This window comes from Sinorhizobium sp. (genome assembly GCF_059070375.1).
The window spans coordinates 1,393,685-1,414,558 of the sequence record NZ_JCACWC010000002.1 but is presented as its reverse complement, the minus strand read 5'-3'; the positions used below and the strand labels follow the sequence as shown (position 1 = coordinate 1,414,558).

The window sequence follows — 20,874 nt, the reverse complement described above, 5'->3', positions numbered from 1 at the left end:
GGAATTGACGCGGTCTATGCGGGCGCGCTCGGCGCGAACTCCGCAATGAGCTCGTGGCGATCTCCGGGATAGGTGAGCAGCACGCTGGTGACCGGTACGCCGCCGCTCCAGGTCCGTCGCTCGATGACGAGACAGGCCGCGCCGACCGCCACTTCGAGCGCCTGGGCCGTCGGGCGGCTCGCCGCGACGGCCCTGATGCGATGTTCCGCGGTGCTCCAGGGCACCTTACCGAGCAGCCACGAGCCCGGGGCAGCGGTCTCGAAGGTCTCGGTCTCGGCTTCCGGCACCGCCGAAAGATTGATCAACCGCTCCTCGAGGCAGAAAACCCGGCCGCCGGCAAAATGGCGGCAGGTGACATCGAGAAGCCGGGACGAGAGAGGCAGATCGATGCGCCCCTCATCGCCGGCACGCATCTTGCGCACCGCTCGCTCGCCGAGACGGTAGGCGTAGTCGAGTCCGAGGGACTGCACCTCTCGCTTGACGTCGTGAATCTCCATCACCGCGGATTGGACCTGCGGAAAGCTGACATAGCTTCCGGACTTGCGCCGCCGCTCGATCAGTCCCCGCTTCACGAGTTCGCTCAGGGCCTTGTTCACGGTCATTCGCGAACAGCCGTATTGCTCCGTGAGTTCGTGCTCGAAAGGAATGCGGTACCCCGGCGGCCAGTCGCCGGAAAGAATGTGGCCCTCGACCTCGCTCAGAATTTTCTGATGCAGTGACTGAGGCTGTTCCTGACGTTTTTCTTCGGTGTAGGCACGATTGCTGGAAATGGCGGGACCCTCGCTCGTAAACGACCCCGTACCTTACCCATTTCGCGCCAAGACGACAGCCCTCCCGCATGTTTCCCGACGCATCGTCTCTTCAAGAGAAGGACTTGCGACAGAGGCGTTTCAATAGAAGAGGTGCCACGGCGCCAGGAAGGCTCGAGCCCACTCCCGATCCACTTCGCCGTCACACAGCGCGTTCTCCCGGTCGGGACGGTCGTTCGCCGGCTCCTTGCTGGCCGCGGGTTTGCGGGCCACGCCGGTGCGCCGAGGTGGAACGAGGTAGCCGAGGGTCATTCCGCCGAGATAGAACATGCCTTATCCTTCTCTTATCCGACCTGCCGCGCTCGATCCTGTCACAATCCGGTCCGCTGTCAATAGTCTACTAAAATTATGATCTATAGCGACCCCGTGGCGGTTGCACCGTCAGGAGGAGATTTGCGCGACCGCTCGGATGCGCGACGCTTCGCCAACGCCAATGTCGGCCGGATCGGTCCGGCTGGACTGCTTGCGAGTTGTCCGCGGACAACCAATGAACTGCCGGATGACAAAACTGCAGCGCTCCGGCAGCACAACCGAGCTTTTTGTTAAGCGTTTGTAAAATGGCAACGAATCGGCGCATAGTATAACTGCGCAGATCAGCTCCCATTGGGGAATTTTGCGCAGTTTTTGGAGAATAGGAATGTTGCAACAGAGAATCCAGAGTCTTGAGGAGCAGGAGCATTTGCCGTCGCTCTTGTCTGCCGACGCTCAGGAACTCGCACACCAGTTGCAGGAACATCAGAAGAAGATCTTTTCTCCGTCGGCGCAAAAGACGATGCGGCTCTTCAGTCCGGCAGAGGCAGCGGCCTTCATCGGAATCGGCGAAGGCTATCTGCGCCAGATCGCCTCAGAAGGCCATGGCCCGCAGCCGCTGTCAAACGGCCGCCGCATGTATGCGATGGAGGACATCGACCGTATCCGCCGGGTTCTCGACGAAGGCAGCAAGACCGGCAAATATATTCCGCATCGCCGACCAGGCGAAAAGCTGCAAGTCATCTCCGTCATGAATTTCAAAGGCGGTTCAGGCAAGACGACGACATCCGCTCACCTCGCGCAGTATCTCGCCTTGCGCGGCTATCGGGTGCTGGCGATCGATCTCGATCCACAGGCCTCCCTCTCCGCCCTCTTCGGTCATCAGCCGGAACTCGACGTCGGCGAAGGGGAGACACTTTACGGCGCCATACGCTATGAGGCCCCCCGGCCGGTCGCGGAGGTGGTTCGATCGACCTATACCGCCAATCTTCACCTCATTCCGGGCAATCTCGAACTCATGGAATTCGAGCACGAGACTCCGAAGGCGATGATCGCGGGCTCCACCGAGACCATGTTCTTCGCGCGGATCGGCGAGGTGCTTTCCGAGATCGAGAGCTTCTACGACATCGTCGTCATCGACTGCCCGCCGCAGCTCGGCTTCCTGACCATGTCGGCGCTTTGCGCGGCGACCTCCGTGCTCATCACCGTGCACCCGCAGATGCTCGACGTCATGTCGATGTCCCAGTTCCTGTCGATGACGAGCGAGCTCATGGCCGTTGTCGAGAACGCCGGCGGGCGCACCAGCTATGACTGGATGCGCTATCTGGTCACGCGTTTCGAGCCGAACGACGGACCGCAGAGTCAGATGACCGGTTTCATGCGCGCGATCTTCGGTAACCGCATGCTGCAGAACGCGATGGTGAAATCGACCGCGATTTCCGACGCCGGCGTGACCAAGCAGACGCTCTATGAGGTGGAGCGCTCGCAATTCATACGCGGTACCTACGATCGGGCGATGGATTCGCTCTCCCTCGTCAATGCAGAGATCGAAGAGATGATCCGCAGGGTCTGGGGGAGGAAGTAACCGATGGCCCGCAAGAACCTGATCGGCATTTCCGACAGCCCCCTCACCTCCGAAGACGGGGAGCGTCCGGCCGTCGGTCGTCCGATCGCGGGCCTTGCGCCCGCCCAGCGCTCCAATGGCCTCGTCGGCGGCATCACCAGATCCCTTTCGAACATCACCCAGAAGGTCGAACGGGCGGAGGAATTGGAGCGCCAGCTTGCCGAGGGGCACGCGATCGTCGAACTGGACCCGGAGCTGATCGATTCCTCTTTCATCATCGATAGGCTGGGTGTCGCCCCCGAGGTTCAGGCCATGCTGGTTCAGCAGATCCGGGACCACGGACAACAGGTTCCGATCCTCGTACGGCCGCATCCGGCGGAGAGCGGCCGATATCAGGTCGCCTACGGCCACAGGCGGCTTGCGGCGTTGCGGGAGATCGGCACCAAGGTCAAGGCGGTCATCCGGAACCTGAACGACGAGCAGCTCGTCATCTCCCAGGGGCAGGAAAACAACGCCCGCACCGACCTCTCCTTCATAGAGCGGGCCTTATTCGCAACGCGTCTTGAAGATCGCGGCTTCTCGCGGGACACGATCATGTCGGCCCTCGGAGTCGACAAGGCGGCGCTCTCCAAGATGATCGCCGTCGTCCGCCGATTGCCGTTGGAGATCATCGAAGCCATCGGTGCCGCGCCGGGTTTCGGCAGGAGGCGATGGATCGAACTCGCCGATCTCATCGATCGCGATGACTGGCGTCCGAAGGCATTGGATTTCATCGATGCGCCCGAGTTCAAGGCGCTGGAGAGCGATCAGCGTTTCGAAAAGCTGTTCGCCTTGCTGAGCCTCGCCAGAAAGCCTTCAAGGGCGGAAACCTGGATCGCTCCGGACAAGAGCCGCGCCGTGCGAATTCGTGAAACGGATGCGGAAACGACGCTGGCCTTCAGCAAGAAGGCGGCTCCGGGCTTTGCAGAATTCGTGAGGAAGAGGCTTGAAGCGCTCTACCTCGAATATCAACGGGAAACAGGAGACTAAACAGAGCAAAAGAAAAAGGCTTCCGAACGACTAGCGCTGCGGAAACCCTTCTCTCGTGTAGCAACTAGAGAATCCCATTTCCGCGAATCAGTGTCAAGCATTTTTGACGTCGTTTCGGCGAACGAATTTCTTTTGCCTTGGAAAAGGTGAAGAAAATGGAACGTGGAAGTGTGACGACGCCCTTTGGGCGGCGGGCGATGACGCTTGGCATGCTCGCAAGTCAGATCGCCGCCGGCAACGTCCCGCCGGACCGGTCGGTGGACAAGTGGAAATTGTTCCGTTCTCTCTGTGAAGCGAAGACGGTGATCGGCGTGTCCGATCGTTCGCTTGCAGTGTTGAACGCCCTTTTGAGCTTCTACCCAGGAGCCGAGCTCTCGGGCGAAAATGGACTCGTCGTTTTCCCCTCCAATGCGCAGCTCTCGCTCCGAACCCACGGAATGGCGGGCACCACGCTCCGCCGGCATCTTGCATGCCTCGTGGAATCGGGTCTGATCCTGCGGCGCGACAGCCCGAATGGTAAGCGTTACGCTCGAAGGAGCCGCAGTGGTGCGGTAGACGAAGCCTTCGGATTCGACCTCTCCCCACTGGTGGCCCGGGCCGATGAGTTCAAAACCGCCGCTGCCGAACTTGCCGCGGCCAAACAGCATCACCGTCAGATGCGCGAAAGGCTGAGCCTCTGCCGGCGCGACATCGCCAAGCTGCTCGAGCTCCTTCGTGAATCAGGCGTGCCAGCCGGCTGGGAGCAGCAGCAGCGGCGATATGAAGAATTGTCCGCGCCTCTCTCGCGCAAGGCATCGGTCAGCGACGTCGAGGCCCTGCACGACGCTATGGCGGAAATTCGCGCCGATCTGTCCAATCGATTGGAAAAACTACTTAATTCGGAAAAAATGGATGCCAATGATCGCCATAATGGGCAGCACATACAGAATTCACATCCAGACTCTCAATTTGAATCTGAACCTGGCTTGGGAAAAGGGTCGGGGAAATTTTCGGCAAGCGCCCGAAGCTGCAATGTAGTTCCTGTAACATCGAAGGCGAAGCTCTCGGAGGTCTCGACCTATGTCGATGCGCAGACCCCTGTCGGCCCGGCGCCTCCATCTCTGCCGATCTTCCGCCTCGACCGGGAAATTCCCCTGCCCGTCCTCCTATCCGCTTGCCCGCAGATCACCGATTACGGACCACAGGGCCGTATAACGACCTGGAAGGAACTGCTGACCGCTGCAATCGTCGTCAGGACCATGCTGAACGTGAGCACGGATGCCTATGACGATGCGTGCACGGTCCTCGGCCAGGAAAATGCTGCGACCGTCATCGCCTGTATCCTGGAGAGAGCCGATTGCATAAGTTCGCCCGGCGGCTATCTTCGGGTTCTTACCGCGAGAGCGCGGCGCCAGTCTTTCTCGGTTGCTCCGATGGTCGCTGCACTGAGGCGCGCGCGAGGGCCAAACATGCCGCTTGCTCGTTGACGCCTCTCGCTCAGCGAACTCAGGCTTGCGACGCCGGCCACTGGCGGTTGCCTTGACGCTCCAGATAGGGGAAACTCTCCTCAGCTCGGGATTCGCATGCGTTTTGATTTCCGCTTTGGTGTCTGTTTCTTAACAATTTTGCTTTTATCGTAAGGCATTGGCGAAAAAGGCGATAAACCGGCAATGCGGAAGCTAAACCGCCAATCAGTTCCGTCACGCGGACACCCTTATTTCGAGGTTTGGTGACCGCTACGACGGCGGCCAACCACCTCCCCTATTCTCCGGTCGATTGAACGTCGTGCGGGCGGCCAACCAATTCGGAAGCATCGCAACCGACGATATTCAGGTGTCGATCCCTGCTGCCGTTTCCGCAGTTGACAGCTGTCAACAGTATGAACTTTGCCGCTCACTCGCGCCAGTGTTCCGCGACCCACGGGCTCGGGAGAATATAGTGCCGGAGGTAGCGGAACGGGCTCTTTTCTCTTCTGTCTGGAGAGAAGAGCCCCCGAATATGATCGATCGGCGTCGCCACCCGCCCCTTGTAGCCGAACTGACCGTCTATCGCATGTTGCGGCAGCAGACCACGCGGAAAAATAACCACGCGTGCATCCGCCGGCAGCTGTGGCGGCAGGAAGTAGTTCAAGGGGAATGGCCGCCGACAATCCTGGCGGAAATGCAGAACGAAACGCCGCGGGAAGAATTTCGCCCCTCCTGGCGCGTTGCGCGTCACGAAGCGTTGCTCGAATTCATATTCGTCCGCCACCTGTTGCGGGTCGGCGCGGAACTTCTCCTGCAATGGGACCAGCTTTCCGACAGGGAAGCGGAACAGCGACGTCTGCCCGAGACGCTCAAGCGGCGTCGTCTGATTGCGGGTCATCACGATATCGTTGGGACCGCCGATCTCGAAAAACGCGTCGAGTGATCCGACGACCACCAGATCGAGGTCGAGAAAGAGTACCGGTCCCTTGAGGCTGCCGAGTTCCGGCCCCCACAGGCGCGCTTTGGGCCAAATTCCCTTGGTATTCACCGGCATCTCGACATCGAGCAGCGGAAGGTCCTCGCAGAGTATTTCCGACCGAAGGCCTTCCCTATTGTCGGTAAAACAGGTGAAGGTGAAAGGCGGCGTGATGTTGCGGGCGACCATCGCGAAGAGGCGGTTCACGAAAGGTGCGCCGTATTTCGTTCCCCAATTTATACAGATTACCTGCTTGACGCCGCCGGAAGCGGCGAGAATATCGGATACCATAGACGCTTGCCTTTTCCTTGTGTCTAACGGCGCATCCGCACAGCTGAGCTTTGCCGAGGGGCGACTTGCTCCAGTCGGGAACTCTCCCGCTGTGCAGACAGCCGTTACGTTCTGGAGTTCCGGGAGGCGTCGGTCGCCCCGAGATCAAGGGCGCTCCGCCATGCCGGCCCGGAGTTGACAGCTGTCAACTCCATCAAGTTGGTTGGTCTTAGGCCGGTCTTAAGATCAACGCCGCCGGCGCGCAAGCGTCCTCGTGGACGGCGTGCGGGGAACAGATGTGAGCGGAGCACAATAGGGGTGGAAAACCTTCGAATAGCTGTGCCGGAACGAAGGCGCGTGTTACCTTCCGTTTCACCGCCAACGCTTTGCTTTCAAAATGAGATATGAGATCCCTGATCCGCTCGATCCGGCGCTGCTGCCGGTCCTGATTGCCGCCGAAGACGGGCTCGCCCGGCTCGACGAGCGGGCAGGGCGTCATGCCGTCGCCGAGGGCTTTCGGGAGCGCGGTCAGTTTTTCGACGCGGCGGCGGCCCTTTGGGTCGCCGGTGAACTGGTCCATGTCGAGGACCTGGTTCTACACGATTCGCATATGGACGCGCGCGCTCCGTCGCACGAGCTGACCATCGCGCACGCGGTTGTGAGGGCGCGGCGACGATTGGATTTGGCCGATGCCGACTGGGCCTTGTCGCCGCCCGGGCTGAGCGCGTTGCGCGGCGAGGCGGGTCCGGCCGTCAGGCATGACTCCCCCGACACTTCGGCTTTCCGGGACGATCCGGGCGAAACGGATGCGCCCGACATGGCGGACGGTCCGATGGACAGCTCCCTTTCCGACGCATTCGCCGAGATCGATGCGGCGATTGCCCGGTCCGCGCGGCTGCTGGACATTCATGCTGGAAGCGCGGCCATGGCGGAACAGCCCGCAATCGAAACGCAGTCGCCGAGAGTGGAGCCGACGGGCCAACTCGGCCTGCTTTTCGATGACGACTGGGATGAGGCCGCCCGGCTCGACGCGTGGCGCGCCGTGCTGCCGGTTGCCGACCAACTGCCCGCCGCGCTTGGGGCTGCCGTTCTTTTCGATGCATGGGAGCGCATCGAGCCGTTGCGTCGGCAACACTGGCTCGGCTCGCTTCTGGTCGGCGCCTATCTTCGATTTCGCGGCAAGGTCGGTTCGCACGTGCTCGCCTATAATACGGGCTTGAAGACGATCCGCCACGAGCGTCGACGCTCAAAGGACCGGCTGACGCGTCTCACCGGTTTTCTGGAGGCGATGTCCGCGGCGGCCGAACTCGGCATGAAGGAACTCGACCGTCTGTCGCTCGCCAGGACGCAGATGGAAATGCGGATCAAAGACCGCCGATCGAACAGCAATCTCCCGGGCCTGATCGATCTTGTTCTGTCGCGACCGATCGTCTCCGCACCTCTGATCGCGCGCCATCTCGGGGTCACGCCGCGCGGCGCCCTCAATCTTGTGCGCGAACTCGGGGTGCGCGAAATGACGGGCAGGGGGCGCTATCGCGGCTGGGGCGTGCTCTGAAAGAGCGAGGGGAAACGGCCGCTTCAGCTCCGCCGCAGATTGAGCTCGCTCGTCACCACGCGTTTTCCTGTCGCCGGATCCACGTCGACAGTACTGAGGCGCATTCCGTTCTCGCCGCGTTTCTGCACGATGAGCGTCGCCTTGCGATCGCCGTTGACTTCCCTTGCCCAGGTGACGCTGAGATTGATGGCGTTGCCGCGGCGGCTCCCGGACAAGGCGGACCGCCCGCCTCTCGGGCCGACATAGATGCCGGTATAGCGGGTGCCGTCGGATCGCAGATCCGCGCTGATCGAGCGTGACACCACGAGCAGGCCGCGGCAGGTTCCTCTCATGGCGAGGACGGTACCGGTCGCATCCGAGCTGAAATTGCACGAAACATTGATCGGTCCTCGGTCGATGCGAAGCAGCACCGTGCCGCCGCCGGTCCATCGGCCCTCGAGCGAATTGAGAAAGGCGACCTCGTCGGCCGGGGCAGCGCTCGTCTCCAAGGGAAGTATCCCCCCGACGAGCACGAGCCCCGCAAGCACGAATTGGGATATCGTCCGCCGCATCATCGTCATAAGCCTCCCGTTCTGGAGCGGAGTGAGGAAAGGCACGCGGTCTCCCGCAGACGCGTGGAGCGACCGGTCCGAATGAAACGGCGGATGGCTGCGAAGGTTCCGGCGGGCCGTTATCGCAACAGTATCACCGATCGGTCGCGGCGGGCAGACGCCGGCTGACTTGAGGAACGGTCGCCGGAGGTCAGGCGAATTTTCTTGCGCCGGCAACGCAGGCGACGATGGCGACCGTCGCGGCGAGCATGCCCCAGCTCACGGATTCGCCGAGCAATGTCGAAGCCAACGCAAGACCGAAGAAGGGCTGCAGCAATTGCAACTGGCCGACCGCCACTATCCCTCCCAGCGCCAGGCCGCGATACCAGAAGATGAAGCCGATGAGCATGCTGAAGACGGAGACGTATCCGAAGCCGAGCCAGGAAGCGGCGCTCAGGCCCGCAAGACTCGACGGCATGGTGGCGAGCATCAGGGCCGTCATGATCGGAAGGGAGAGGACGAGGGCCCAGGAAATGACCTGCCAGCCGCCGAGCCTGCGCGACAGCTTCGCACCCTCCGCGTAACCGAGCCCGCACGCGACAATGGCAGCGAGCATCAGGAGATCCCCGATCGGCGAGGCGGAAAAGCCCTGCCGTGCCGCGAAGCCGACGACGATCGCGCTGCCGAGGCCGGAGAACACCCAGAAGGTGGGGCGTGGACGCTCGCCGCCGCGAAGCACGCCGAAAATCGCCGTCGCAAGCGGCAGAAGGCCGATGAAGACGATGGAATGGGCGGAGGTCACGTGACGCAGCGCAAGCGCCGTCAGAAGCGGGAAACCGACGACGACGCCGAGCGAGATCACGGCCAGCGATGCGAGGTCTCCGCGGGCAGGCCGTCTTTCTCGGAACGCGAAGAGCAGGCAGAAGGCGAGAATTCCAGCGATCGTCGCCCGTGCCACGGTCAGGAAGATGGGGTCGAAGTCCATCACTGCGACGCGGGTCGCCGGCAACGAGCCGCTGAAGATCACGACGCCGATCAAACCGCTCATCCAGCCGTTCGCTGCCTTGTTCATACCTATGCTCCTTTTTCTCCGGTATCGGGCTGGATCGCTGGCCGTTCCAGAGACAGTAGGGTACAGTTGAGAAGAACTGTCATGGAGAAAGGCCCAGTACGGATGCAGCTGAAAGCGACGAGTGCCGCTGGCGAAAGCCTGATCGCCAGGGTGATGGGCACGGTGAAGCACCGGATAGCGGCGCGGAGTTTGACGCCCGGCGCGAGGCTCCCATCCATCCGTTCCTTCGCTTTGACGATGAAAGTCTCCAAGTCCACGGTGGTCGAGGCCTATGAGCGCCTTCAGGCCGAAGGTGTGATCCGCTCGCGGCCGGGCTCGGGCTTCTTCGTAGCGGCGCCGCTCGCGCCGCTCACGCTTGCCGAGATCGGCCCGCGCGTGGACCGGGCCGTCGATCCCCTGTGGATCTCGCGCCAGGCCCTTGAGCCGGGGGAGGGGGTACTCAGGCCCGGCTGCGGCTGGCTGCCGCCGCACTGGATGCCGGAGGAAGGACTACGGCGGGCGTTGCGGGGCATCGCCCGCGGCGGCGCCGCCACGCTCGTCGACTATGGTTCGCCACTCGGATTGCTGCCGCTGCGTCAGCTTCTGGCACGGCGCGTGGCGCAGCACGGCATAGAGGCGTCGCCCGATCAGATATTGCTCACCGAATCCGGCACGCAGGCGATCGATCTGCTTTGCCGTTTCCTGCTGAAGCCGGGGGATGCAGTGCTCGTCGACGATCCGTGTTATTTCAATTTCCACGCACTCCTCAGGGCGCATCAGGCAAAAATCGTCGGTGTTCCCTATACGCCCGGCGGGCCGGACATCGGCCGCTTCGCCGAAGCGCTCGCAGAACACAAACCGCGGCTCTACATCACCAATTCCGCCATTCACAACCCGACCGGCGCAATGCTGTCGCCGCTCGTCGGCCATCGTCTGCTCAAGCTTGCGGAGCAGGCCGGGCTGACGATCATCGAGGACGATATCTTCGCCGATTTCGAAGAGACGCCGGCGCCGCGCCTTGCGGCTTTCGACGGGCTCGAAAGGGTGGTGCACATAGGCAGCTTCTCGAAAACGCTTTCGGCGGCGGTGCGCTGCGGCTTCATCGTGGCACCTCGCGAATGGGTGGAGGCGTTGACCGACCTCAAGATCGCCACGTGCTTCGGCGCCGCCGGCTTCTCCTCCGAACTGGTGCTGACGCTCCTGAAAGACGGCAGCTATCGCAAGCACATGGAGACGGTGCGTCAGCGCCTGGCAGGGGCGCTGGCCGAGACTGCCCGAAGACTCGCCCGGATCGGCATCACGCCCTGGATCGAGCCGCAGGCGGGCATGTTCCTCTGGTGCCGGCTGCCCGATGGCATCGATGCCGCCAAGCTCGCGAGGCAAGCGCTCGCCAGAGGCATCGTGCTCGCACCGGGCAATGTCTTCAGTCATACGCAGACGGCCAGCGGCTTTTTGCGCTTCAATGTCGCCCAGTCGGAAGACGAGCGGCTTTTTCGCGAGCTTGCAGCACTCATGGCCGCTGCGTAGATCACGATCATTCCAGGCCCGTTCTAAGGCCTGTTGCGTCTCGTAAGACGCGCGGCGCTGTAGGAAACTTTTCGGGGGCCTGCAACCTTTCCTCGTTCCTGTGACAAGCACAGGAATGAGGAAATCAAACAAGCCGCTGGGGTGGCCAGATCTCAACAGGCCTTAGCCCGCCACCCCGATGCCTGCACCGGAGAAACCGTGGAGGCCCCTGTCAGAAACGCGTGGTCAGGCTCGTGAGCCAGGCCGGGGAAGCCTCGACCAGCGCGGCCTCCAGCTGCTTGTCCACGCCTGTCAGGATGGCGATCCCGATCACCAGCAACACGGCGCCGAATACGGCTTTTGCGACCTTGCCAAAGCCCAGCATCCGGTCCCGCCAGCGGTTGAGGACCTCACGCGACAGCTGGCCGAGGAGCAATAGCGGCGCGGCGGCCCCAAGACCGAAGGCGGCCATGGTCAGGAAGACCTGAGTGAGGTTCTCGCCCCGCGCTGCCATCAGTGACGCGGCGCCGAGGGTCGGACCGACGCAGGGGCTCCAGACGGTGCCGAGCAAAAGGCCGACGACGAATTGGCCTCTCCAGCCATCGCCCTGTTGACCACCGAAGCGGCGCTCGGTCCAATTGCCGATCGGTCCCGCTGCCGTAGCGAACCGGACCTGCATCGAGGGAAGGATGAGGACGACGCCAAGGCCGATCATCAGCAATGCGCCGAACGAGCGGAAAAAGTCGAGGTCGAGCCCGATACCGAAGCCGAGCAAGGCGACGAACATCCCGATCGCCACGAAGGAGCCGGCCAGCCCTGCCGCAAGTGCAAGATGGCCGTAGCGGTGCTTGCCGATGGCGGTCGCGAGCACGATAGGTACCAGTGGAAGAACGCAGGGCGACAGGATGGAAAGCACCCCTGCGATCGTCGCGAAAATCAGCGTTGAAATCATAGTTCAGTTCGTGAATGCCGATCTGAACAATGTCTCGATCGAGGCCGGGTCGGTATCGCCGACCGAGCGGGCCGTCTCGGAAGCTCCCTTGAAGGCGATCAGCGTCGACTGGCGCTGTGCACCGAGCGCCTGCACGACGTCCTTCTGCTTGTCGAAATCCACCTTGAAGACCGTTACTTCCGAGAAATCGGGCGATGCGGCGAGCTTTTCGACAATTGGTTCCTGGGCGGCGCAGGTCGGGCACCAGCTCGCCCAGATATCGACGACGATCGGGTTACCCGCCTGCTGCGCCGCCTCGAAAGCCGTGGTTTCGAAGGGTTTCAGTTCGCCCGCGAATGCGGTCGCCGCGATAAGGGTGACGAATGCGGTACCGGCAAACGCTGCCATGCGTGTGAAAGCTCTCATCTTTGAACTCCTCTCATGAGCCGCTACCCACGAAGCGGCCGCTGCCGAGCGACGGCTCGGGAGGGGGGTGCCCCGAAGCGCCGTTCGGTGGATTCGACAGGCCATGGCGGGGAAACGTTACGCTTTGGAGGAACACAAGATCGTGATCGGCGGCGGCGAAACGGCAAGCGGCTTTCGTTGGTCTCATCCTCGGAATTTCAGGAGGATACGCATGACAAATTCCCACTGCACGCGCGCCTTTGCCGCCGCCTGCCTGTCGCTCGCCCTTGCCGCTACTCCCGCAGCGGCCGGGGAAATCTTCGAGCTGAACGGCGTGGCCATCTCGGGCTACGATCCGGTCAGCTACTTCTCATCCGGCGGGCCAACCAAGGGCTCGCCCGAAATCAACGCTGCCTACAAGGGTGCGACTTTCCATTTCGCGACGGCGGGCAACCGCACGCTCTTCATAGCGGAACCGGAGAAGTACCTGCCGCAATACGGCGGCTACTGCGCCTACGGCACCGCGCGCGGCTATAAGGCGCCCACCGAGCCACATGCATTCACGATCGTCGGTGGGAAACTCTACCTGAACTACGACGCGGCTATTCAGGATACCTGGCGTCAGGACAAGGCGGGCTATATCTCCAAGGCGGACCAGAACTGGCCCGCGGTCAAGGATCAATAGGCTGGAGGAGAGCTTTCAGGAGCCCGTTCGCCGATCCGGACCGATATCGCGGGGATGCGGGCACGGCCTCGCTTCGCGGATCACGCCCCCATCGCGGTGGGCCACGTCGCTGCCTTCGACCAGTCCGATGATTTCGGCGCGATGCTGGTCGAGATGCGGCGGAGGGTGCTGGTAGGCAACCGGGGTCGCGGAAAGCTTCAGCGGATTGCCGAGGAGACGCACCGGCCGCCCGTCCTCCTGCTCCATGGTGATGACCATGTCCCGTGCCAATGTGTGCGGGTCGGCGAGCACTTCGTCGACACCGGCGACCTGCCCCGCGGGAACGCCCGCCTTCAGAAGGCGCTCGACCCAGACGTCCGCACCATCCGCCCGGAGCGCTTCAGTTATGATCTTCGCCAGGTCGTTCCGGTTTTCGACACGGTCGCAGTTGGCGCGGAAGCGGGCGTCGCAGCCCAGTTCCGGCAGGCCGATGGCGCGGCAGAAGCGCTTGAACTGCTCGTCGTTGCCGACGGCCACCGCGAGGTCACGATCGGCCGTGGGAAATGTCTGATAGGGGGCGATGTTCGGGTGGGCATTTCCGATCCGCTCGGGTCGCTTGCCCGATACGAGATGGTTGGTGGCGGCGTTGATGAGCCAGGCGACCTGGGTGTCGTAGAGGGAAAGATCGATATATTGCCCCTCTCCCGTCGTCTCCTTATGCCGGAGCGCCGCCAGAATTCCGATCGTGGCGTACATTCCGCACATGACGTCGGCGATGCCCACGCCGACCTTCGTGGGCTGCCCTCCCTCTTCGTCCGGGTGCCCGGTAATGCTCATCATCCCGCCCATTGCCTGGATCAGGAAGTCGTATCCGGTCCTGTCCCGATAGGGGCCGGTCTGGCCGAAACCGGATATGGAGCACCATACGAGGTCGGGTTTGATGCGCGCCATATCCTCGTAGCCGATGCCGCGGCGGGCGAGGTCTCCCGGCTTGTAGTTCTCGATCACGACGTCCGAGATCGCCACGAGCTTTTTCACGAGTTCGACCTGGGCCTTGTCGGTAATGTCGATGGCAATCGATTTCTTGTTGCGGTTGGCGGAAAGGAAATAGGCGCTGAGGTCGCTATCCGCTCCCTCCGCGCCGGGCACGAAGGGAGGCCCCCAGCGCCGGGTATCGTCGCCGAAAACCGGCCTCTCCACCTTGATGACCTCGGCGCCGAGATCGCCCAGCAACTGCGTCGCCGTAGGCCCGGCGAGAATCCGCGAGAGATCGAGGACCCGAATACCGGCGAGTGCGCCTTTTTTGCTCTGTTCCACCATAAAACTCCTTCACGCCGTCCACGGCGCCCGCTTGAACCATGCCGCCACGTAGGCTGTCGCCACCAGAATTGCGAAACCGGCGAGATTGGCAGTCGCGACCGCCAAGGCGCCCCGCCCGGAATGGTCAAGAGCGATGCCGATGAGTTGGGCGACCACCATGCCCGTCATGAAGACCGGAAGGGATTGCTGGCCGACCCTGATCAGGATCGCTGTCAGCGGCCGGACCGCCGGATGATGAAGCCGCGCGCCTTTTTCGCCGACGACCAGCATGGCGATCTGCGCAAGGGCCAGAAAATGGACCAGCCGCAGGATACCGAAATCGGTCTTGCTCGTGAGCGGGCCGATCGCCTGCGCTACCTCCCGGAAGAAGGGCGAAGCCGAAAGGATCACATGCCAGGCGAAGGGAACGGTGACGACGACAAAGGCGAGCGAAGCGATCAACAGCGGGCGGCTCCCGACCGGCCGCTTCACCGTCCCGCGCATGAGGAAAAAGCCGAGAAAGAAAATGAGCTGCCAGCCGAACGGGTCGAAGAACCAGGGACGGTCGCTCCAGGGCTCCGCCTGGAGATGAGCGAGGCCGAACTGAGCAGATAGCCACAGCGCCGCCATCAGGAAGAAGGGCAGCCACGCGGCGATGCGCTCGGCGATGAGCATGACCGGCATCAGCGCCAGGATCACCATGTACATCGGCAGGATGTCGAAGTAGTTCGGCACATAGGTGAGCGTCATCAGGCCGATGAGCAGCGGTCCGGGATCTTCGAAGAAGCGGACGAGGTTGAGGCTCTGGATATAGGAGGTGCCGTCAGGCTTGTGCCCCGCCGCCGCCATGATGGTTGCAACCGTCAGGAAGACGGCGATATGCGCCCAATAGATCTGCCAGCACCGGTGAACCACGCGCGCGGTCAGGAGCCCGAAACCTTGCCGGTCGAACAATCTGCCGAAGGCGATCGCCGAGGCCATGCCCGAGAGGAAGACGAACATCTCGGTCGCGTCGGAAAAGCCGAAGCGCGCCGGTATCCAGAGCGCCCAGGGATCGTTCGGCACATGCGCAAGAAGGATGATCAGCATGCCGATGCCACGGAAGACATCGAGCCGCGGATCGCGGGCGCGCTTGCCCGCAATGCCTGAAGCCGGCAGCGTCAGTTCAGAAGGCGTCTTGGTAAGCATCCGCATCAAACCGGCAACTGATGAGAGTGAAGGTGGAACGGCTTTCGGCCGCCCCGAGTTCGCGCTGCAGGGCAGGGGCATCGGCGACATTGACGCCGTAACCGCCGAACCCCTCGGCAATCCTCGCAAAGTCGGTCTGGCCGAGCGCGACGCCGGCGGGCGCGAGCCCGCTTGCCCGCTGCTTCAGGGCTATCAGGGCAAGGCTGCAGTCCTGGAAGACGACGACCGTCAGGGGAAACGCCAGATCCCGGAGCGTTGCCAGCTCGCCGAGCCCCATCTCCAGGCCGCCGTCTCCCATGACCGCTATGACGCGTTGCGACGGGTCGGCCACCTTCGCGCCGATCGCCAGCGGCAGCGCGGCGGCCATGGTGCAGAACCCCGCCGACTGCAGGAGCGAGAGCGGGCGCCGGCAGACCCATTTCTGGGAAAGGAGTATGCGGTGGGCGCCGCTGTCCACCGTCACGAGGGCGTCTGATCCGGCCACTTCGTTCAGCGTTTTGATGATCGCATGCGGCCCCCATGCGTGAGGAGCGCGAAAGATTCGCTTCAGTTCGTTCGCGGCCCTTGCGGGTTCCTGTTCAGGCCATGACGGATGGCCGACAACCGTGTCCGCGAGCACTTGCACCGTTGCTGCCGTATCCGCAACAAAACGGGAGCCGCAGTGATGCATGGCATGGTCGGGGGCCGCTGCCGTCAGCTCGACGATGCGGGCGGAATCAGCTGCATCGAGCCAGCCGAGACGCATTTCGATCGGATCGTAGCCGACCATCAGGACGAGGTCGGCCTCGTTGAAAAGGGCGAGCAGGACCCGGTCCGCGGCGGGCGAGAGCCCGGCCGCACCGAGCGAAAGCGGGTGCGTTTCATCGATCAGGCCCTTGCCCTTGTAGGTTGTGACCACAGGGGCCTCGATCTTCTCCGCCAGAAGGCGGATGGCCTCTCCGGCTCCCTCGCGGGCGGCTTCGAAGCCGGCGAGGATGATCGGTCTGCGGGCCGCATCCAGGCATCCGGCAAGGCTTGCGACAGCCCCGTCGTCGGCGCCGACCGAGGGGCGACGGACGGTCGGCGGCCCGACCATGCGAGGGGCTGGATCGTCCATCGCCGCTACCGCCGGCGAGAGGTCGAGATGCACGGGTCCCATCGGTTCCGCCCTTGCGATGGCGAGTGCACGCGCAACCGTGGAAGCGGCGCTCTCCGGCTCGACTTCGAAGCTCGCCTTGACGATCGGTCGGAGGAGAGCGGCGTGGTCTATCACCTGATGGGTGTAGCGCGCCCGCGTCGAGCGATCGACGACCCCCGAGAGGACGACCAGCGGAACGCGTTCCTGCAGGGCGTCCGCAATGCCGTTGACTGCATTCGCAAGGCCCGGTCCGACCGTGGTGACCAGGATGCCGGGCGCGCCGCTCGAAAGGCTGGCGCCGGCAGCCATCGAGGCTGCGGCCGTCTCGTGGCGCGCCAGTTGAAAGCGAATGCCGGCCCTTTCGAGCGCATCGACAAGCGTCACCACCTCGCCGCCCGGCATGCCGAAAGCATGCCGGGCGCCATGCGCTTGCAGGGTTGCGGCAATGGTGTCGGCTACTCTCGGAACAGGTCTTTCGCGGCTTTCATTCATGGGGTCGAATACCTTTCGCGACGACGTGAGCGGACGTGAAATTGTTGGCTCGCGGAAAAGGCGCTATGTCTACGGTTGTCCCGCCGACGGAGATCAACGCATGCGCATCGCTCCCCCGGCCGTTCTGGCCGCAATCTGCCTTCTTACGACGGGAACCGGCGCCGTCGCCTGCGGAGGCTCCGTCCCATGCCCCGTCGAAGGCGGTTCTTACCGGATCGAAATGCCCGAGGGGAGCGAGCCCAAGGGGGCCTACGTCTTCTTCCACGGCTATCGCAGCTCCGCGGAACTGCAGATGCGGCATCGGGCGCTGGTCGACACCGCGCGCCGGCACGGCCTGGCCTTCGTCGCGGTGGACGGGCTGCGGGGAACCTGGTCGCATCCGAATGCGCCGGGGCACTATCGCAATGAAGCAGCCTTCGTGCGCCGGGTTCTCGACGACCTCGACAAGCGTTTCGGTTTCGACCGTTCCAACACGCTGGTCGGTGGCTTCTCGCAAGGTGCCTCCATGGCCTGGTACAGCGTCTGCCGTTCCGGCGACCGGCTCGCAGGTGCCGTCACCTTTTCCGGCGTCTTCTGGAACCCGCTTCCGAAACCTGAGGACTGCGTACCGGACCTGCCGCCGATCATCCACTTCCATGGCCGGCAGGATGGAACCTTCCCTCTCGCCGGAAGGGCGATCGGGAGCAGGTTCCATCAGGGAGATACGTTCAAAAGCGTCGCTTTCGCGCGTGAGGCCGCCCGGTGCGAGGGAGATGTCGAGACTATCGAAGCCGCCGACCTTTCCTGCACCGTGACCGTCGGCTGCGTTCGCGGAGAGGTGACGCTCTGCCTCTACGACGGGGGACATCAGGTGAGGCCGGAATATCTCGACAGGGGCCTGACACGACTCGGATTCTGAACGTTGGGCGCTGCTGGTGGTCATTTCCCGCTCTCGCGCCAGTCGACCACAAAGGCGACGACGACGCCGAAGAGGAGGTGGCCGGCGAGCGACACCCAGGTCAGCGGTATGAAGCCGAGGAAGGCGGGAAGTCCGGCGATGAGGTGCGCCATCACGTAGAGCGCGAATATCCAGAGGCCGGTCCCGAAGCCGAGCGCGGTCAGGATCAGGGGCAGTCCGGGCAGAATGAGCCGCTGAAGCGGACGCGCGATGAAGAGATAGCCGATCGGATAGAAGACGACGCCGACGACCGCATGGATGGCTTCCGCTAGGAAACGGTTCTGGAAGCCGAAGACGCTCTGGACGAGAGCCGCCGGCTCGAGCGGGCCGCCGACCAGCATCGGCGTGATGACGCGCGCCCAGAACTCCCAGGCGAGATCGGCGGCAAGGCCGGCGAGAACGATGGTGGCGAGCAATCCTGCGGAAATTGTCGGGAAAAGCGCCTCCCGCCGGGCAGTCATCGTGTGCATGTCGGTATCTCCGATACTGGTGGGGTGAACAGACGTCCTGTGTCACGGCTCTCGTTTCACAGGGAAGCATGGGTCTCGATGGAGCCCAGCAGCCGGTCCTCGACTTTGAGGTGGCGGCGCACGCTGCAGATGCGCGAGAATGCGGCTCTGTCGCCATTGGCACCGGCGGCCTTGGCAAGGGCGAGAACGAAGAAGTCGCGTTGCGCATTGCTGCCGCCGATCTTGGGCAGGTCGGCGAGGATCGCGTCGAGCGAGCGGCGATCCCTGCCCGTCGACAACCCCGCGATGATGCGGGCAAGGGGCAGCCCGACATCGGCCGCGACGCGCGCCTGCTCGCCGGTGCCTCCGGCCTTCAGGGCGAGTTCCTCGACCATCTCTCGCACGCTGTCGGTTTCGCCGAGGGCGACCAGAGCGGCGAGCGTGTGCAGGGCGGCAAAGACGAGAGTCGTGTCGCGGCGCCGGCTCAGCGCCGTCTCCGCCAGATCCGACCAGCGCGATCCGACATCGACACCCGTCTGGCCGAGGCGCCAAAGAAGCGAAACGGCATTGGCCATGTCGCGGAAATCGTCGGTCTGCCGCGGGCGAACCTCGTCGTCGTAGATTCTCACGACCTGATCATGGTCGCCTTGCTCCAGATGCAGAAGCGCCAGATGCCAGGCCATGTGGAAGGAGAAATTGTTGCACCGGGTCCAGGACGCCCGGCCGTGTTCCAGCCAGTTTATCCCCTTCGCCGCCTCTCCGCGCATCTCGTAGACGTGCGACACGGCGTGGCGACCCCAGGCATCATCGGGCTCCAGTCCGACCGCTTGCCGGCCGACCTCCTCGGCCGCATCGTAGAAGCCGAGCTCTTCGAGCGCGAAAGCGTGGCAGCCGAGCATGAATCCGGCAGCCGGCGTGTCCGTGCTCCACTGTTCCATGACCCGGGAACTGGCCGACAGCATGCCGGCAGCATCCCCCAGCATGAACCGCAGCGCATGGGAGATCTTGAACGGCAGAAAAGTTGTCGCCCGCTCGGAAAACCCGTCATCGAGCAGTCTCGCCGCTTCGGAGAAGGAGCCGCCGACCGCTCTGTCCAGAGACTCGACGAGAATTCGCTCGTCACGCGTGCCGCCGTCACGGCTGGTCATCGCGCGCCTTGCGGCGATCAGCGCCTGCCCGGCCGGGGCGACGAGTTCCGATCGGGCAAGGATCAGGCTTGCAAATCCCTTGAGCGCGAGCGCCGCCACGTGCCCGGGATCCGCCTGCAGTGCCGCATCGAGGGCTGCACCCGTCGTCGGACGGTGGGCAGCCAGGCCGTAGACGGCTTGCTCGAATGCGGTCTGCGCCTCTTCGCTCGTCGTGCTGGTGGAAAGGTTGAAGGCATCCAGTCTCATCGCTTCGGCTCCTGTGCAGGACCTTCGCGATCAGGTGCAGTCAGGCCGAGCTTCGCATAGAGATCGCCTGGAACGTCGTCGTCCAGGCTGGCTGCGGCAAGCCTCGTGGCGATCTTCATGCCCCGCACATAAGTGCGGCAATTTCGGCACTGCAGGAGATGCAGGGCGACCAGCAGATTGGTTCGCTTCGAGCCGTCCCGGCTGACGAAGTCGCTGGCAAGATCCGGTATTTCCCTGCACTTCAGCATATTGCTCGTCTCACGATGAAGAACCTGATCGGGTCCTTCCCGTGAGACCGCCGAACTGACAGGACGTTACAGGACAGGGGGTCACGCTTTCGTGAGCGCTGTCCGGTCGCCGGTCAATTGCGTCTCGATCTCGTCGCGGATGCGCGTACGTGCCCGATGCAAAAGGGTCCGCTGGTTCTCGGGAGTAAGGTCCAGGAGGCGGCAGGTTTCCGCAGCGTCTGCCCCTTCGACGTCGCGCATCACCAGGACCGCCTTCTGAGCAGGCGGCAAGCGATCGATCATCTGCCGCACATGCTCCCAGAGATGGCGCCCGGCGACGATCCGCTCCGGCGTGAGACCATCGAAGGAGACCGGCGCCTCGCTCCAATGGCCGCTTTCGTCGAATCGGCTGCGCAGCGTCTGCTCCGGATCCCGCCCCGGGTCTTCCCCCTTTCCCAATGCGGCATAGCGGCTCTCGCGCTTCGCGTGGTTCTTCGCCTTGTTCAGGAGGATGGAAATGATCCAGGTGGAAAGGGCCGATCTGCCTTCGAAGGACCCCAGGTTGGCGATGACGGCGAGCCAGGTTTCCTGGGCCACTTCCTCCGCGACGGCCCGGTTCCTGACGATGCTGTCCGCCAGCCTGACCAAAGCACCGTGGTGCCGTGCAATCAGCTCACTCATCGCCTTCTGGTCTCCCCTGCGGAGGAGGCTCAGAAAATGCTCGTCTATGCTGAACTTGACGGCGAACGCCGCCGCCGATAACCAGAATGTAAGCCCCATCACAACC

21 protein-coding genes are annotated in these 20,874 nt (G+C 63.3%); 7 read left to right on the top strand and 14 right to left on the bottom strand.

All coding sequences use genetic code 11. From position 1 onward, the window contains the following. Positions 1 to 14: 14 nt before the first annotated feature. Together hutC and AC5J09_RS11135 are read right to left on the bottom strand one after the other, a co-directional pair. Positions 15 to 701, bottom strand: a complete 687-nt coding sequence (gene hutC / locus AC5J09_RS11140) for a histidine utilization transcriptional repressor HutC (RefSeq protein ID WP_234835674.1) — start codon at positions 699 to 701, stop codon at positions 15 to 17. A gap of 189 nt (positions 702 to 890) precedes the next feature. After that, positions 891 to 1,079 (bottom strand): hypothetical protein, encoded by a 189-nt coding sequence (locus tag AC5J09_RS11135; protein ID WP_324764410.1) that lies wholly within the window; start codon positions 1,077 to 1,079, stop codon positions 891 to 893. Between the two features lie 370 nt (positions 1,080 to 1,449). Between AC5J09_RS11135 and repA the strand changes: the two genes are divergently transcribed. The 3 genes from repA (at position 1,450) to repC (ending at position 5,117) form a co-directional block, all read left to right on the top strand. After that, positions 1,450 to 2,643 (top strand): plasmid partitioning protein RepA, encoded by a 1,194-nt coding sequence (gene repA, locus AC5J09_RS11130; RefSeq protein ID WP_375341903.1) that lies wholly within the window; start codon positions 1,450 to 1,452, stop codon positions 2,641 to 2,643. Between the two features lie 3 nt (positions 2,644 to 2,646). Then, positions 2,647 to 3,651 carry a plasmid partitioning protein RepB gene (gene repB, locus AC5J09_RS11125; protein ID WP_324764411.1) on the top strand — a complete coding sequence of 335 codons (1,005 nt, stop codon included), beginning with the start codon at positions 2,647 to 2,649 and terminating at the stop codon, positions 3,649 to 3,651. Positions 3,652 to 3,806: 155 nt separating this feature from the next. Continuing rightward, positions 3,807 to 5,117 carry a plasmid replication protein RepC gene (repC, locus tag AC5J09_RS11120; RefSeq protein ID WP_324764612.1) on the top strand — a complete coding sequence of 437 codons (1,311 nt, stop codon included), beginning with the start codon at positions 3,807 to 3,809 and terminating at the stop codon, positions 5,115 to 5,117. A gap of 406 nt (positions 5,118 to 5,523) precedes the next feature. Here repC and AC5J09_RS11115 read toward each other — a convergent pair whose 3' ends face one another. After that, positions 5,524 to 6,363 carry a glycosyl transferase gene (locus tag AC5J09_RS11115; protein WP_324764412.1) on the bottom strand — a complete coding sequence of 280 codons (840 nt, stop codon included), beginning with the start codon at positions 6,361 to 6,363 and terminating at the stop codon, positions 5,524 to 5,526. A gap of 376 nt (positions 6,364 to 6,739) precedes the next feature. On the opposite strand from AC5J09_RS11115, the gene AC5J09_RS11110 reads away from it, so the two are divergent. Then, positions 6,740 to 7,897 carry an RHE_PE00001 family protein gene (locus AC5J09_RS11110; RefSeq protein ID WP_324764413.1) on the top strand — a complete coding sequence of 386 codons (1,158 nt, stop codon included), beginning with the start codon at positions 6,740 to 6,742 and terminating at the stop codon, positions 7,895 to 7,897. A gap of 23 nt (positions 7,898 to 7,920) precedes the next feature. Here AC5J09_RS11110 and AC5J09_RS11105 read toward each other — a convergent pair whose 3' ends face one another. Then, positions 7,921 to 8,451, bottom strand: a complete 531-nt coding sequence (locus AC5J09_RS11105; protein ID WP_494297678.1) for a hypothetical protein — start codon at positions 8,449 to 8,451, stop codon at positions 7,921 to 7,923. 187 nt (positions 8,452 to 8,638) lie between these two features. Next, entirely contained in the window at positions 8,639 to 9,499 is an 861-nt protein-coding gene (locus tag AC5J09_RS11100; protein WP_324764414.1) for a DMT family transporter, read from the bottom strand. A gap of 81 nt (positions 9,500 to 9,580) precedes the next feature. On the opposite strand from AC5J09_RS11100, the gene AC5J09_RS11095 reads away from it, so the two are divergent. Continuing rightward, positions 9,581 to 11,005: an aminotransferase-like domain-containing protein gene (locus tag AC5J09_RS11095; RefSeq protein ID WP_324764415.1), complete on the top strand. Its 1,425-nt coding sequence runs from the start codon at positions 9,581 to 9,583 to the stop codon at positions 11,003 to 11,005. Positions 11,006 to 11,216: 211 nt separating this feature from the next. Here the strand turns inward: AC5J09_RS11095 and AC5J09_RS11090 are convergent, their stop codons facing one another. Together AC5J09_RS11090 and AC5J09_RS11085 are read right to left on the bottom strand one after the other, a co-directional pair. Further along, a complete protein-coding gene (locus AC5J09_RS11090) occupies positions 11,217 to 11,936 on the bottom strand; it encodes a cytochrome c biogenesis CcdA family protein (RefSeq protein WP_324764416.1) in 720 nt (239 codons plus the stop codon). A gap of 3 nt (positions 11,937 to 11,939) precedes the next feature. Further along, the gene (locus AC5J09_RS11085; RefSeq protein ID WP_324764417.1) at positions 11,940 to 12,341 is read right to left on the bottom strand and encodes a thioredoxin family protein; all 402 of its coding nucleotides are present in this window, start codon (positions 12,339 to 12,341) and stop codon (positions 11,940 to 11,942) included. Between the two features lie 211 nt (positions 12,342 to 12,552). On the opposite strand from AC5J09_RS11085, the gene AC5J09_RS11080 reads away from it, so the two are divergent. Next, positions 12,553 to 13,005, top strand: coding sequence for a YHS domain-containing (seleno)protein (locus AC5J09_RS11080; protein WP_324764418.1), 453 nt, complete (start codon positions 12,553 to 12,555; stop codon positions 13,003 to 13,005). A gap of 15 nt (positions 13,006 to 13,020) precedes the next feature. On the opposite strand, the gene AC5J09_RS11075 is transcribed toward AC5J09_RS11080, so the two are convergent. Genes AC5J09_RS11075 through AC5J09_RS11065 form a run of 3 tightly spaced genes read right to left on the bottom strand, consistent with a single transcriptional unit; the run spans position 13,021 to position 17,080 of the window. Further along, complete coding sequence (locus AC5J09_RS11075; protein ID WP_324764419.1) at positions 13,021 to 14,304, bottom strand: CaiB/BaiF CoA transferase family protein; 1,284 nt, start codon at positions 14,302 to 14,304, stop codon at positions 13,021 to 13,023. A 9-nt stretch (positions 14,305 to 14,313) separates the two neighbouring features. Beyond that, entirely contained in the window at positions 14,314 to 15,471 is a 1,158-nt protein-coding gene (locus AC5J09_RS11070) for an OpgC family protein (protein ID WP_324764420.1), read from the bottom strand. Continuing rightward, positions 15,449 to 17,080 carry a thiamine pyrophosphate-binding protein gene (locus tag AC5J09_RS11065; protein ID WP_324764421.1) on the bottom strand — a complete coding sequence of 544 codons (1,632 nt, stop codon included), beginning with the start codon at positions 17,078 to 17,080 and terminating at the stop codon, positions 15,449 to 15,451. The genes AC5J09_RS11070 and AC5J09_RS11065 overlap by 23 nt, the downstream gene beginning before the upstream one ends. 100 nt (positions 17,081 to 17,180) lie before the next feature. Here AC5J09_RS11065 and AC5J09_RS11060 point away from each other — a divergent pair, with 100 nt between their 5' ends. Next, the gene (locus AC5J09_RS11060) at positions 17,181 to 17,978 is read left to right on the top strand and encodes a CE1 family esterase (protein ID WP_324764422.1); all 798 of its coding nucleotides are present in this window, start codon (positions 17,181 to 17,183) and stop codon (positions 17,976 to 17,978) included. Between the two features lie 20 nt (positions 17,979 to 17,998). On the opposite strand, the gene AC5J09_RS11055 is transcribed toward AC5J09_RS11060, so the two are convergent. The 4 genes from AC5J09_RS11055 to AC5J09_RS11040 form a co-directional block, all read right to left on the bottom strand. Then, positions 17,999 to 18,478 (bottom strand): hypothetical protein, encoded by a 480-nt coding sequence (locus AC5J09_RS11055; protein ID WP_494297677.1) that lies wholly within the window; start codon positions 18,476 to 18,478, stop codon positions 17,999 to 18,001. A gap of 65 nt (positions 18,479 to 18,543) precedes the next feature. Then, complete coding sequence (locus tag AC5J09_RS11050; protein WP_494297612.1) at positions 18,544 to 19,860, bottom strand: tetratricopeptide repeat protein; 1,317 nt, start codon at positions 19,858 to 19,860, stop codon at positions 18,544 to 18,546. Continuing rightward, a complete protein-coding gene (locus tag AC5J09_RS11045; protein ID WP_324764424.1) occupies positions 19,857 to 20,108 on the bottom strand; it encodes a hypothetical protein in 252 nt (83 codons plus the stop codon). The genes AC5J09_RS11050 and AC5J09_RS11045 overlap by 4 nt, the downstream gene beginning before the upstream one ends. A gap of 81 nt (positions 20,109 to 20,189) precedes the next feature. Next, positions 20,190 to 20,768, bottom strand: a complete 579-nt coding sequence (locus AC5J09_RS11040; protein WP_160167969.1) for an RNA polymerase sigma factor — start codon at positions 20,766 to 20,768, stop codon at positions 20,190 to 20,192. Between the last annotated feature and the right edge of the window lie 106 nt (positions 20,769 to 20,874).

Excerpts from the sequence above, each read along its gene's own strand:
- repB (WP_324764411.1), top strand. The coding sequence starts at position 2,647 with ATGGCCCGCAAGAACCTGATCGGCATTTCCGACAGCCCCCTCACCTCC.
- AC5J09_RS11110 (WP_324764413.1), top strand. The coding sequence starts at position 6,740 with ATGAGATATGAGATCCCTGATCCGCTCGATCCGGCGCTGCTGCCGGTC.
- AC5J09_RS11045 (WP_324764424.1), bottom strand. The coding sequence starts at position 20,108 with ATGCTGAAGTGCAGGGAAATACCGGATCTTGCCAGCGACTTCGTCAGC.
- AC5J09_RS11115 (WP_324764412.1), bottom strand. The coding sequence starts at position 6,363 with ATGGTATCCGATATTCTCGCCGCTTCCGGCGGCGTCAAGCAGGTAATC.
- AC5J09_RS11075 (WP_324764419.1), bottom strand. The coding sequence starts at position 14,304 with ATGGTGGAACAGAGCAAAAAAGGCGCACTCGCCGGTATTCGGGTCCTC.
- AC5J09_RS11085 (WP_324764417.1), bottom strand. The coding sequence starts at position 12,341 with ATGAGAGCTTTCACACGCATGGCAGCGTTTGCCGGTACCGCATTCGTC.
- AC5J09_RS11065 (WP_324764421.1), bottom strand. The coding sequence starts at position 17,080 with ATGAATGAAAGCCGCGAAAGACCTGTTCCGAGAGTAGCCGACACCATT.
- AC5J09_RS11080 (WP_324764418.1), top strand. The coding sequence starts at position 12,553 with ATGACAAATTCCCACTGCACGCGCGCCTTTGCCGCCGCCTGCCTGTCG.
- repC (WP_324764612.1), top strand. The coding sequence starts at position 3,807 with ATGGAACGTGGAAGTGTGACGACGCCCTTTGGGCGGCGGGCGATGACG.
- AC5J09_RS11100 (WP_324764414.1), bottom strand. The coding sequence starts at position 9,499 with ATGAACAAGGCAGCGAACGGCTGGATGAGCGGTTTGATCGGCGTCGTG.
- AC5J09_RS11040 (WP_160167969.1), bottom strand. The coding sequence starts at position 20,768 with ATGAGTGAGCTGATTGCACGGCACCACGGTGCTTTGGTCAGGCTGGCG.
- AC5J09_RS11105 (WP_494297678.1), bottom strand. The coding sequence starts at position 8,451 with ATGATGCGGCGGACGATATCCCAATTCGTGCTTGCGGGGCTCGTGCTC.
- AC5J09_RS11060 (WP_324764422.1), top strand. The coding sequence starts at position 17,181 with ATGCGCATCGCTCCCCCGGCCGTTCTGGCCGCAATCTGCCTTCTTACG.
- AC5J09_RS11050 (WP_494297612.1), bottom strand. The coding sequence starts at position 19,860 with ATGAGACTGGATGCCTTCAACCTTTCCACCAGCACGACGAGCGAAGAG.
- AC5J09_RS11055 (WP_494297677.1), bottom strand. The coding sequence starts at position 18,478 with ATGACTGCCCGGCGGGAGGCGCTTTTCCCGACAATTTCCGCAGGATTG.
- AC5J09_RS11135 (WP_324764410.1), bottom strand. The coding sequence starts at position 1,079 with ATGTTCTATCTCGGCGGAATGACCCTCGGCTACCTCGTTCCACCTCGG.
- AC5J09_RS11090 (WP_324764416.1), bottom strand. The coding sequence starts at position 11,936 with ATGATTTCAACGCTGATTTTCGCGACGATCGCAGGGGTGCTTTCCATC.
- AC5J09_RS11095 (WP_324764415.1), top strand. The coding sequence starts at position 9,581 with ATGGAGAAAGGCCCAGTACGGATGCAGCTGAAAGCGACGAGTGCCGCT.
- AC5J09_RS11070 (WP_324764420.1), bottom strand. The coding sequence starts at position 15,471 with ATGCTTACCAAGACGCCTTCTGAACTGACGCTGCCGGCTTCAGGCATT.